The sequence below is a fragment of the Anaerolinea thermophila UNI-1 genome (genome assembly GCF_000199675.1).
GTDB classification, from domain to species: Bacteria; Chloroflexota; Anaerolineae; order Anaerolineales; family Anaerolineaceae; genus Anaerolinea; species Anaerolinea thermophila.
The window spans coordinates 993,546-1,006,270 of record NC_014960.1 but is presented as its reverse complement, the minus strand read 5'-3'; the positions used below and the strand labels follow the sequence as shown (position 1 = coordinate 1,006,270).

The 12,725-nt window shown below is 52.2% G+C and carries 9 protein-coding genes; 2 read left to right on the top strand and 7 right to left on the bottom strand.

What is annotated here, in order from left to right; all coding sequences use genetic code 11:
• Positions 1-160 precede the first annotated feature (160 nt).
• Positions 161-1,759, top strand: coding sequence for a S1C family serine protease (locus ANT_RS04525; protein ID WP_013559330.1), 1,599 nt, complete (start codon positions 161-163; stop codon positions 1,757-1,759).
• A gap of 114 nt (positions 1,760-1,873) precedes the next feature.
• Positions 1,874-4,612, top strand: a complete 2,739-nt coding sequence (locus tag ANT_RS16075; RefSeq protein WP_049784816.1) for a PEP/pyruvate-binding domain-containing protein — start codon at positions 1,874-1,876, stop codon at positions 4,610-4,612.
• Here the strand turns inward: ANT_RS16075 and ANT_RS04515 are convergent.
• The 7 genes from ANT_RS04515 to ANT_RS04485 form a co-directional block, all read right to left on the bottom strand.
• Entirely contained in the window at positions 4,609-5,811 is a 1,203-nt protein-coding gene (locus tag ANT_RS04515; RefSeq protein WP_013559328.1) for an MFS transporter, read from the bottom strand. The genes ANT_RS16075 and ANT_RS04515 overlap by 4 nt on opposite strands.
• A 67-nt stretch (positions 5,812-5,878) precedes the next feature.
• A complete protein-coding gene (locus ANT_RS04510) occupies positions 5,879-6,895 on the bottom strand; it encodes an SIS domain-containing protein (RefSeq protein WP_013559327.1) in 1,017 nt (338 codons plus the stop codon).
• Positions 6,896-6,901: 6 nt separating this feature from the next.
• Positions 6,902-8,176: an alpha-glucosidase/alpha-galactosidase gene (locus ANT_RS04505; RefSeq protein ID WP_013559326.1), complete on the bottom strand. Its 1,275-nt coding sequence runs from the start codon at positions 8,174-8,176 to the stop codon at positions 6,902-6,904.
• Between the two features lie 26 nt (positions 8,177-8,202).
• The gene (locus ANT_RS04500) at positions 8,203-9,051 is read right to left on the bottom strand and encodes a carbohydrate ABC transporter permease (RefSeq protein ID WP_013559325.1); all 849 of its coding nucleotides are present in this window, start codon (positions 9,049-9,051) and stop codon (positions 8,203-8,205) included.
• A 9-nt stretch (positions 9,052-9,060) separates the two neighbouring features.
• Positions 9,061-9,945 carry a carbohydrate ABC transporter permease gene (locus ANT_RS04495; protein WP_013559324.1) on the bottom strand — a complete coding sequence of 295 codons (885 nt, stop codon included), beginning with the start codon at positions 9,943-9,945 and terminating at the stop codon, positions 9,061-9,063.
• Positions 9,946-10,036: 91 nt separating this feature from the next.
• The gene (locus ANT_RS04490; protein ID WP_013559323.1) at positions 10,037-11,374 is read right to left on the bottom strand and encodes a sugar ABC transporter substrate-binding protein; all 1,338 of its coding nucleotides are present in this window, start codon (positions 11,372-11,374) and stop codon (positions 10,037-10,039) included.
• Between the two features lie 71 nt (positions 11,375-11,445).
• Positions 11,446-12,639, bottom strand: a complete 1,194-nt coding sequence (locus tag ANT_RS04485) for an ROK family transcriptional regulator (protein ID WP_013559322.1) — start codon at positions 12,637-12,639, stop codon at positions 11,446-11,448.
• Between the last annotated feature and the right edge of the window lie 86 nt (positions 12,640-12,725).

Below are 12,725 nucleotides of genomic sequence, written 5' to 3'. Positions count from 1 at the left end.
AAGTGTTTTTCTAAACAAGAAAAGCCCCCACCTTTCCTGCAATTGATTTCAGCATGAAAAGGAGATCTTTTTGTATTCTAGTTTCATTACAAAATATGTAAAAATTTTGTATATATTACCAAATTAGGTAAAATAAGTCTAAATCCCAAGGAGAAAAAGTATGAATCCCTTTCGAATATTTAGTGTAATTGTCCTCTTCGGGCTGATCTTAAGTGCATGTGCGCCCTCCACGCCTAAGACACCCGAAGTCATCGTCCCATCCGCCACCCCTGAGCCCGTAGAACCCACGGCTACCCCTGTACCCGAAGGATTGGTAACCAGTGTGGAGGATGTACGTAAAGCCACTATCCAGATTGAAGCCCAGGGGACATTTGTTGACCCGGAATTCGGCACATTATATAACGTAGCAGGACGTGGAAGTGGGTTGATTATTGATCCTTCAGGTATTGCGGTGACCAACAATCACGTAGTGACCGGCGCAGCGCTGCTGAAAGTCTTTGTTGCCGGAGAAAGCAAACCCCGCAATGCCAAAGTACTGGGGGTTTCGGAATGCTGGGACCTGGCTGTAATTGACCTGGAAGGTGACGGATATCCTTACCTGGAGTTTTACAAAGGGGAGGTTAAGCCGGGTTTGGAGGTTTACGCCGCGGGATTCCCCCTGGGCGATCCCGAATACACCCTGACGAAAGGCATTGTTTCCAAAGCCAAAGCCAGCGGAGAAGTCTCATGGGCATCCGTGGACTCGGTGATTGAACATGACGCCCGTATTCGGAGAGGGAATTCCGGAGGACCGCTCGTCAACAACGAAGGCAAAGTTGTCGGTATTAATTATGCTGGAAACGACCAGTACGACTATAACTTTGCTATCAATGCTCAGGATGCTCTCTCAGTTATCGAAACGCTTCGTTCCGGGAAAGATTATGAATCCATTGGCATCAACGGACAGGCTGTAGTTTCTGAAGATGGCAGTCTCAGCGGGATATGGGTGGCTTCGGTGAAATCCGGGTCGCCTGCCGATAAAGCCGGCTTGCAGGGTGGAGACATCCTGACCCGCATGGAAGGGCTGATTCTGGCAACCGACGGCACGTACTCCGATTACTGTGATATTCTACGCAGTCATCAACCGGACGATACACTTTCTATTGAAGTATTAAGATTTTCTACCGGCGAAGTGCTTGCTGGACAACTGAACGGACGCGCCCTGGAGACCAGTTTTTCCTTTGCCAACACTCTGGGAGATGATGTTTCAGGGCAAACCAGTGGAAGTTACGATGAGTATGTTACCGTCACCGATGACTATCAGTCTATTCAGGTCAACATCCCCAGCGCATGGAGCGAGGTAGACGGTTCGCCGTGGATTTCTAATGGTGACGTGATTGGCGCTTCCATTACCGCCGCGGCGAATCTGGAAGCATTCAACAACACTTTTAATGAATCCGGTGTATTCTTTGGCGTATCGGACGATATCGCCAAACTGGGCGGCTACATTCAATTGCTGGATGTTTACCGCGGATCATTCAAAGCCAGTTGCGAGTACGGCGGGCGTTACGATTATAAAGACAGTGCCTTTGAAGGCGCATATGATGTGTTCCAGAAATGCAGTGGTTCTGCCAATACACTGGTCGTCCTCGCCGCCCGCCCGCAACAGTACAAGACATCCATGCTGGTCACCGTTATGGTCAACATGACCAACGATCAGGATGCCGCCGCGTTTGATGAGATTCTGCGCACTTTTGATGTCATTGGAACTCTTCCATAATTCCATAAAAGGATTTGTCTTTTACAAAAAGCCGAAGCGTCCGCTTCGGCTTTTTGATTCATTCAAACCGTGCTATCATGAATCATCTCCACACGAAAATGAAGGATGAACCCCATGACTGCGTTCTCACCGAAACTTGTATCCTTTTACGATTCCAGCGCGCTTTCTCTGGATCTAAGTGGAGGCAAAGGGGCAAATCTGGCAAAACTGGCGCAAGCAGGGTTTCCCGTACCTCAAGGAATGATCCTGACCACCCCAGCCTACCTTGAGTTTGTTCTGCATAACCAGCTGGAAGACTTCATCCGCTCCACCATAGCCTCGCTTTCCAATCCAACATTGGAGGAATTGGAGAAAGCCTCAGAAGCCATCCGCGCTCAATTCCGGCGAGGGCAATTTCCTGACCACCTCAAACAAGAGTTGCTGAGTGCCTATCAGCGCATGGGGATGCCCCCCGTTGCCGTGCGCTCTTCAGCAACCACTGAGGATTTACCCGATCTGTCTTTTGCGGGTCAGCAGGACACCTTCCTGATTGTGCGGGGAGAAACCTCTCTGCTGAAAGCCACCATTAAGTGCTGGAGCAGTTTATGGACGGCGCGCGCCATCGGCTACCGTTTGCGCAATCAACTGCCACAGGAAAATCTGGCTCTGGCGGTGATCGTCCAGTCCATGGTGGAAAGCGAAGTTTCCGGCGTCATGTTTACCGCTAACCCGCTGACCGGATTAAGGCGCGAAGTGGTCATCAATGCCATTTTAGGGCTGGGGGAAGCCCTGGTTTCCGGTCGCAGTGAGCCCGATGAATATCTCGTTCAAGTTTCCCCTGCAAGAATTATTTCCAAACGGTTAGGCGCAAAAGCCCTGTCATTGAAGAGTGAAAGCGAAGGCGGTTTACAGGAAGACATCTCCGACCGTTCCAGTCTGCCTGCTCTGAGCGACACCCAAATCCTTGCCCTGGCAGAGATGGGTAAACAAATTGAGCGGTTGTATGCCTTTCCTCAGGATATCGAATGGGCAATCCAGAAGGAACAGATTTACATTCTGCAATCCCGTCCCATTACTTCGCTTTACCCGCTCCCTGAAAACCTGCCTGAAGAGCCTTTACACGTCTTCTTCTCCGTTGGAGCGGTTCAGGGCATGTTAGACCCCATCACCCCCCTGGGGAGAGATACGTTTGCCATGCTGTTTGCCGCTGGTGCCGGATTGTTCGGCTATCGCTTTACTCATAAAACCCAGCGCGCATTGTTCTCAGCAGGTGAACGGTTATGGGCAAATATTACTCCCATCCTGCGCACAACATTTGGAAGGAAGGCAGCCTGTGGAGCGCTGGGATGGGTTGAGCCTTCCACACGCAACCTTCTCGAAGTGCTTTTGAGGGAACCGGGCTTGCAATCCCCGCACCCCATTGTGCGTCCCATCACCCGCTTACGGCTAGCCCGCTTTTTGATTCCCGTAGGTTTCAATGCCCTGCTCAATGTAATTGCTCCCCATCCCCGCCGGCGCCAGTTAGTTTCCAGAACAGAGGCTCTACTTCAGCAATTGGATACTCAATTTCAATCTCTTGAAGACCTGCCCCCCGCACAGGCTTTGGAACATGCGCTTACAATTGCTTCCGGATATGTAAAAAAGAACCTTCCTCATGTGTTTGTGCGACTGGTTTCAATTGTTGCCACAGGGGTCGCCTCTCTGAATCTCATCCGCATCCTCTGCAAGCACGTTCCAGAAGGGGCTGAAGGGCTTTCGCGAGAACAATGGACAGACCTTCCCCTGGAACTGACCCGCGGGCTTCCTTACAACCCCACCACAGAGATGGATTTGCAATTGTGGAAAATTGCCAGCAGGGCAAAGGAAGATCCGCTCTCAAACCAGATGCTCGAGCAAATGACAGCGACCGATTTAGCCCAGGCCTATCTTCAGCATGGCTTACCAGAAGAGTTACAGCAGTCCATTTCCCAATTCTTACAGCGGTACGGAAGGCGCGGGCTTGCCGAGATTGACCTGGGCAGAGAACGCTGGAAAGAAGATCCCACCCATATTTTTGAAGTGCTGAAAAGTTTCCAGAAAATCAACGCTCAGGATTTGACCCCCGAACAAGTCTTTACCGGCGGAGAAGAAAAGGTTCGCAATGCTTTAAATCTGATTTTAAGAGGTGTTCGCCACACGCGGATGGGATTTTTCAAAGCGCACATCATTCAATTTTTAGCCAGCCGGCTACGTGCATTAATGGGCATGCGAGAGTACCCCAAATTCTTTGCTGTGCGGTTGATGGGGGCTATTCGGGATACCTTGCTCCACATCGGCGAGCAATTTGTTCAACAAGGTTTCCTGCGCTCTGCTGATGATGTGTTTTACCTGACTTACGATGAACTTGCCGAATTTTCTCAGCATCCAGAAGACAGCCAATGGCGCGAAATCATCACACAACGACGCCATACGTTTGAACGCGAGAAACGCCGCAGGCAAATTCCCCGCCTGTTGCTCAGCGATGGACGGGTTTTTTATGATGGAATTGCCAACGCAGAAACCACCCATGCACGTATTCCAGGAAACCCGGTTTCGCCAGGCGTGGTTGAAGGGAAGGTACGGATAGTCCTCAACCCCAAGGAAGCCAATTTGCAACCCGGAGAGATTCTGGTTTGTCCCGGCACCGACCCTTCCTGGACGCCGTTGTTCCTCTCGGCAGCCGGGCTGGTGATGGAAGTTGGCGGGATGATGACGCATGGTGCGGTGGTTGCCAGAGAATACGGCATCCCGGCAGTGGTGGGAGTAGCACGAGCGACACAGCGCTTGAAAACCGGTCAACGCATCCGCGTTAACGGTTCTACGGGATGGATTGACCTGCTGGAAGAAGAGCCTTAATCGGCAGAAACAGGCACAGTTTCGCGTCCGGGCAGGCGTATCTGGCGGGCAACGATGAAGTTCAGTACCGCAATCAACGCCCCGAACAGGAAAACATACTGGTATCCGAAGGCATTCCAGATCACTCCGCCCAGCAACGCCACCGAGATGGAAAATACGTGGTCAATGGTTACACCAGCGGTGAGCGTAGTTTGGACATGCTCAGGGCTCTTGGCAATCTTCCTCATGTAGGTTGCCCGTGCCATGGAGACCGACATCAACATTTGATCCAGCAGGAAGCAGATGATGGTGAGAAGAAGGGCAAGGTTTTCGGGCAGGAAAGAGCGCGAAAAGCCGTAACCAATGCAGACAAAGGCTAACAGCACCGCCTCAGCGGTAAGGACAAAGCGCTCGCCGTAATGATCAATCAGCCAGCCAAGGAAAGGCTGGAAAATGATACCGATAATTCCGCCGATGGTGAAGAGCGTACCCATCAACTGCGTGGGTTGCTGGAAGATGGAAACCAGCACCCAGGGCGCAAAGGTCACAAAAATTTGCTTGCGAGAACCGTAGAGAACCACCAGCGCATAGTACAGGCGATACTCTTTATGAAGTTTCAGGAAAACCCCCGAAGGTTGGGGACGCCCCCTGTCCATCAGAAGCATCAGCAACGTGGCAAGGAACAAAGCCACCGCCACAATGGTAAAGGTAATTTTGAAATTAAAGTTAAGGAATCGAAAGCCCAAAGCCACCAGGAAACTGCCCAGAATAGCCGCAAAGTTGCGGATCGCATTTAACTGCCCTAAACGACGCCCGGTTTGTCCTTCGTGCGCCAGTTCCATGCCGATGGTGGGCGAAAGTGGCAGAAAGAGATGCATTCCCATGCTGTAAATGAACAGCCAGATGGACATCACCGCGTAACTAGTGGTGAAATATCCCAGTAGAAGCGCGCCGATGGCGCTCAGCAGAAATGAGAAAGCGCTCAAGCGGCGACTGCACAGAAACCACAGAAGAGCAGAGACAAAAACGACCAGGAAACCGGGAAGTTCGCGGGGAAACTCAAGAAATGAGCGCTGAAATCCGGTCAGTGAAAAGCGCGATTCCAGAAAGTTGTTGAACGTGGAATCGTAAATACTGTACGCCATTCCCGCTAAGAGGGAAACCGTGGCAAAAATTTTCAGGTTTTGCGGCGCTTGCTTGAAGCGAGTCAGCAATGACATGACGATGAGCCTCCAAAGGATAAATTAGAAGGGAATACTTTCTTCCCCTTTTCGCCAGGAATATCCCTTATTGTACATCGGTCACCTTACTGGCAAGGGTAAATTCTCCGGCGATTCTGCCGCGCAGGTGCGCCAGCGCCAGGGTCATCATCTGAACGGGTAAAATTTCCATCAAAGGACGCACATGAATGTTTAAAGGTTGCAGGTGGAAGACTTCATCCTGCGCAGATTCTCCTGCCAACTGCGCCCTGCCCTGTAAGCGGTTGACCTCATTTACCAGGTTACGGTGCAAGGCTCGCGTGGGTTCTTCGCCTTCAAAGACCAGCACAAACAGCCGCGGGGAAATTAACTCAAACGGACCATGGCGGAAAGCCGCGGCGCTCATCCCTTCGGCAGGGATTTTGACCGACTCTTTGGTGATCAACCCGGCAGTTTCGGCGCTCGCCAGCGAAACCCCACGCCCGGCATAAATGACATGCTCAATGCCCTGCAATATGCCCGCCAGGTGGTTAACGTGGTCATCCACACGAGAAAGATAGGCTTCCATTTGGAAAGCAGTGGCTTCCAGACCTCTTTGTAATTGCAAAAGGTCATTCCCTAAAAAGGCTTCACCCAGCAGTGCCAGAGAAGTCAGGGTTGCCACATACGTTTTGCAGGACACGGTTGCCTCTTCGCCAGCATCCGTGAGAACCAGCGTCTCCGCCGTCTGCGCCAGCGGACTTTCCGGGGTGTTGGTCACGCCCAGAATGGGAGAAGGATTCCGCTTAATCAGTTCCACCACTTCAGCACTACGCCCGGATTGAGAGACCACAACCAGCAAATCCTCCGGCTTCACCCACTCTGCGCCATAATGGAGAAGTTCACCGGTTTCTACCCATAACGTCTGGATACCGGCGTCCAGCAGGCGATACCACAAAGGAATCAAAGCATAGAGAGATGATCCCATTCCCGTCAGCACTACCCGCCGATATTCCCCAGAGCGCAGACGATGAACGACCTGCTCCAGCGAGGGTGTCATCCCCCAGCGGTTCAGGGTGTTCAGCACGGCTTGCGGCTGTTGCAAAATATCTTCACGGTATGCCATGTTTCCTCACAGCACAGCGCGGATATAGGGACGGTTGATCTGCCATAATTCATCCAGGATTTGCTCTGCGGCTTTCGCCGAATGAATGACCGGGTCAATCAACAAGGCTTGGAGTGCCAGTTCTTTCGAGCCGCGCATGGCGGCTTCAACGCTCAACTGCTGAATGTGGGCTTGCACACTGCACAGCGCGGCAATGCCCGCCGGGAGATTGCCCACCGTACAGGGATGCACACCATGAGCATCCACCACTACCGGCACTTCCACTGCGCAATCTTCAGGCAGGTTGTGAATGGCGCCCCGGTTGTACACCACGCCCGATTCAATCCAGCGCTTTTGATTATGAAGAATGCCGGTAATTACCGCTACCCCGCGCTCGCCCGAGGGCTGGAAGAAATCGGCAGGGGGTTCTGCGCCGCTCAAAACGCCGTCAATGGTGGTTTTTAACCACACACGATAGCGTTCGTCATCATCGAAATCATAACCCTCTTCACCCGCCTCCCAGCCATACGCCAGATACTCGCCAATATGGTCATCGGAACAGGAAGGGTACAGTCCAAAGGCGCGAAACAGGCGGCGGCTCAAGGGCATGAAAGCGGGATCAAAGGTCTTTTCTTTTTCCCGCAAAAGCGGGTACAAATCCTCGCCGGTTTGGCGGCGGCGAATCTGCAGGAACCACTGGAAATGATTCAGCCCCGCCGCCCATACATCCACCTCTTCGGCAGGCAGTCCCATGATGCGGGCAACATCATCCCGCCCCATGAAGACACCGTGACACAGCCCAATGGCTTGAATACGGCTGTACTTGCCCAGCGCGTAAATGATGCGGCTTTCGGGATTGGAGAAATTAATAAACAAGGCATTAGGACACAATTCCTCCATATCCCGAATAATGTCCATGATGATCGGAATGGTGCGCAGGGTGAAGAACAAGCCACCCGGACCGCCATTCTCCCCCAGGGTATGGCGCACACCATATTTCTTTGGAATCTCAAAATCCAGTTTCCAGAGGCGGGTGCGTTCCAGGGCAATACTGTTCACAACGAAACCTGCACCCGGCAGGGCTTCACGGCGGTTCAGCGTGCGGGAGATTCTCAAGCCAGCGCCACTGCGCTCATTCATCAGCAGAGCCAGACGGTACATGCGTTCCAGATATTCAGGGTCAATATCTACCAGCACCAGTTCACTGCCCTTGAGTTCCTGCGTACTGAACAAATCCCGGAACATGCTCAATCCAAAGGACATGCTCCCCGCACCGATAAAGACAATCTTTGTTGTGTTCATCCTACCTCCCTCCATCGCTTATCAACTTATCCCTTAATGGCTCCAGCGGTGACGCCGCGAATGAATTGCCGTTGGAACAACACATAGAATAACAGCGTGGGCAATGCCACAATGGTCGCACCCGCCGCGGTCAGGGTGTAATCGGTAGTGTACTTACCCTGGAACATTGCCAGTCCCAATGGCAAAGTACGCAAGCCTTCTTTAGTAATCATCACCAGCGCCAGAAGGAAATCGTTCCATGTCCAGATAAAGAACAACACTGCCATGGTCCACAGCCCCGGCAGGACCATGGGAATCATCACATGCCAGAAGGCTTGCCAGTCGTTACAGCCATCCACACGGGCGGCATCTACAAGATCCCGGGGGATACCGGAAAAGAATCCGCGCATCCAGAAACTGCCAAAACATACACTCATACCGATTTGGGGGAGAATCAATGCCCAGTAGGTATCGGTCAAATGCGCCGCCCGCAAACTGTAATACAGCGGGATGATATAGGCTTCGGTCGGCACCATTAAGCCAATGAGGAACAGGAAAAACAGCCCATTTTTAAAGGGGAATCGCAGTTGTCCAAAGGCATAACCGGTAAGCAGGGAGAGCAGACAAGACACCCCCACAACACTCAATGTGACAATCAGACTGCTCTTGAAGTAAGTGCCAAAGTGGGCTTGCGTCCACGCCCGCAGGAAGTTTTCCCAGTGCAGTTGTTGGGGAAGCGCAAAAGCATTGCCCAATTCACCCGGGGATTTCAAGGCAGTGACAAAGATGAGCATGAAAGGTAGCACCGCCAGCAGCAAACCCAGTGTCAAGAAGAAATAAGCAGGGACACTGCCCAGGATGCGACGGGCATTCACAGCAGGATTGACAACGCTCATTCTTTCTCCCTATGCAAAGGATTCCTCATCCTGCGCACGCTGAAGCCGCAGGATGAAATAAGAAATAACCAGAATCAGTACAGTAAGCAGAACGGCGATGGCAGCAGCATACCCCACGCGATTAATGACAAAGGCATTGCGGTACAGATACATACCCGCCACCAGCGTAGCGTTTCCCGGACCACCGCGTGTGGTCACAAAAACCAGGTCAAAGATGCGGATAGCAGCGATGAGGGTAGAAATAAGCGCCACCAGCAATTGATTGCGCAAGCCGGGCAGGGTGATGTACCAGAATTGCTGAAACAATCCCGCGCCATCAATACGGGCAGCATCATAAAGCGCAGTAGAGATATTCTGAATACCGGCGAGGAAAAGCACCATACAAAAGCCATACTGCGCCCAGGTACCCACAATACCCACTGCAGTCAATGCCCAGTCAAAATCTCCCAACCAGGGGCGCGCCCATGCTCCCAATCCGACTGAACGCAAAAACTGGTTAAGCGCACCATACTGGGGATGATAAATCCAGCGCCAGACCATACCGATGACCACACTCGCCATCACCTGAGGGAAAAACAATCCGGCGCGGTAAAACGCCATGCCGCGTAAAGGAGCATTGGTGAGTAAAACCGCGAAAAACAAACCCAATACAATAGCAAGAATGGAATAAAAGAAAATAAATGCCAGGTTGTTAAACAGAGCATTGAGAAATACTGAATCCTGAAAAAGATTCAGGTAATTTTGCAAGCCAAGAAATTGGGGGGAGGACAATCCATTCCAATCGGTAAGGCTGTAGTAAGCAGTTTGAAGGATAGGATACAGGACAAAAATCCCATAGATTACCAAAGCAGGGAAAAGGTAAAGGTAAGCAGTGCGATTGAAAGAGCGGTTCATGCGATTTCCAAGCCGGCAAAAACTTTTTCAAAAGAGAAGAGTGCCTTCCGAAAGGCAAGCCATCCGGAAGGCACTCCAATCCCCATTCACACTACGGATTGCGAGTCTTAAGGTAAGCAGCGTAGTCCGCTTCTACCTTTTGCACGAACCCTTCAGGGGTGATCTTCAAAGCCATCAATTCGGCAAAAGCCGCCACAATCGTGTCGTAAAAGGTGGGAGTTGCCCAATCGAGGTAATGCCCAACCAGGTCATTCTCATTCAGGTACGCCCAGGCCTTGAGCAAATCCACAAAGAGAGGATCGGCGTCTTTCACTTCCACCTTGCCCACCGGCACAATGCCCTTTTCTGCCCACAACTGCGCGGCACGGTCGGAGACCATCCAGTCAATGTACTGTGCCGCCAGTTCTTCATTGGCCGTGCCTTTACGGATGGCAAAAGCCGTTGAAGTGCCACCCGTGGACATACGCTTGCCGCCCTCTTCGAGCGGGGGCATGAGGAAGAAACCAAACTTACCCGGAGCCTGAGCAATGGCATCCCCGCTGATCCACGAACCGGTGATCATCATGGCGCCCTGACCGGAGCGGAACGCCGCCAGAGAGTCATCATAGCCGATGCCAGAAAAATCGGGGGTGAAATAGCCTTTCTTGACCCATTCCTGCATCTTGGCAGCGGCTTCCACATTGGCAGGGATATTGAAACTTACATTGTTGCGCCCGTAGATGAAATCATCCAGGTAAGCGCGGTCAATCTTGAGGTTCTGAATCTCGGCAAAGACGTGGATATTCACAAAGCCGTCCAGGCTTCCGTAATTGATGGGGACAATGCCTGCTGATTTGAACTTTTCCAGTGCGGCTTCAAACTCGGCAAAAGTCTTGGGGACGGTGACACCGGCTTTCTCGAAATGTTCTTTGTTATAGAACACGCCAACCAGTTCTGCCGTAATCGGCACGCCATACAGGTTGCCCTCACCAAGGGTCTTGCCATCGGGGGTGAAACTGTTGCGCGCCACAATGCCGGGGGAGAGTTTCTTATCCCAGCCATATTTTTTGGCATAGGGCGTTAAGTCCACCAACAGATTGGCGGCGACCAGGGCGCCCATATCGGAATAGCCCTGATTAATCTGGGCGACATCGGGGCCATCGGCGGCACTCAACCCCAACTTAGCGCGCGATTTCATCTGATCAAAGGTCATGGTTTCGCGCTCAATCTTCACCCCGGGATGAGATGCTTCAAACTCGGCGATCAGGGTTTTGGCGACTTCATCTTCGGTCGGGTTGACCAGAATATCCCACACTTTCAGCGTCACCTGTTGAGGTTGCTCCGCTTTGGTGGGCTCTGCAGGTTGCTGGGGGGTTGCAGCAGGGGTGCACCCCGCCAGCAAACCAAACACCAGCAAAACGACCAGCATTGAATGAACAAACCGATTCATGTTTTCCTCCTCTTGACTTCAAACTGATACCATACTGCTTTCCCCAAACTCCTTACTTGCACATGAAGGATTCAGGAAAACTTTTGAAGCAGATAATAATTTGCTGTAACCCGTAAGAGTTTCACCATGGCCCCCAAGACTCCTGCTCGATACCCCAAACGGGACGGAAGGAGCGCAGGTTGAACAGGAATTACCCCCGCCAAACGCTGCAGGATGGGCTCAATCAGCAAATCGGCAGAATTTGAGACACCACCGCCCAGCAAAATGACCTCAGGGTCGATGACCAGTTGAATAGCAGCAATGGCTTGGGCAAGATAATCCACCGTTTCATCCACCACCTCGGTTGCCCAGCACTCGCCCGCCCGTGCCGCTTCAAACACGTCTTCAGCGGTCAAAGATTCCAGCGCCTCAACCGGGCGCACCGCCTTCAGTCTTTGCCGTGCACGCTCGGCAATTCCGGTTCCCGAAGCCAACCGTTCCAGCGCGCCAAACCCTTCCAGTGGCTTTCCTAAAAAAGTGCGGTCAGGCACGAGATACCCAACTTCTCCCGCCATAAAGTGCGTGCCAGCATACAAACACCCATTGACAATCACCCCCGCGCCAATGCCTGTACCCACAGTGATCAGTACCAGCGTATTGGCATCCTGCCCGGCGCCGAACCACAATTCTCCCAACGCCGCAAGGTTTACATCATTTTCCACCACCACCGGCAAACCAAAATAGCGCTCTAAACGAGGACGCAGGGGGAAATCATTCCAGTTCAAGGCTGGTGCCAGACTAACCTCGCCGCTTTCCGGATGAACCACGCCGGGCACTCCCACCCCCAAGCCCAGCAAGTGCTTCCCGGAAGAAGCGGCGATGGAACTGAGGTTTTCGAGCAGGTTCACCAGCAGGGAGTAACTATCCTCCCCATGGGTCATATGCCCGGTGACATTGACCTCATGGAGAATGTTGCCTGCAAGGTCGGTAATGGCGCCATGAATTTTTGTGCCTCCCAGATCTACCCCCACAACCAGATGACCGGATGCATTAAACTCAAGCAGTTCTCCCCGCCTGCCCCCAGTAGACACACTGGTCTGAGATGGGCGAATCAGGTCTTCAGCGAGCAAATCGTCCACCAAACGCATGACAGTGGGGAGCGAAACCCCCAAGCGGTTAGCCACCTCCACACGAGAGATAGGCGCATACTGGCGAATCACCTCCAGCACAGCGGAGCGATTGATGGCTCGCATTTCATTAGCAGTTATGGTTGCAATGGTTCGCATGACTGAAAGTTAAGAAAGTAATTAATTGTTAATAAGTATTGTATCTCCCCTTCAACAAATGTCAAGAAGAATTTTTTACTGAAATC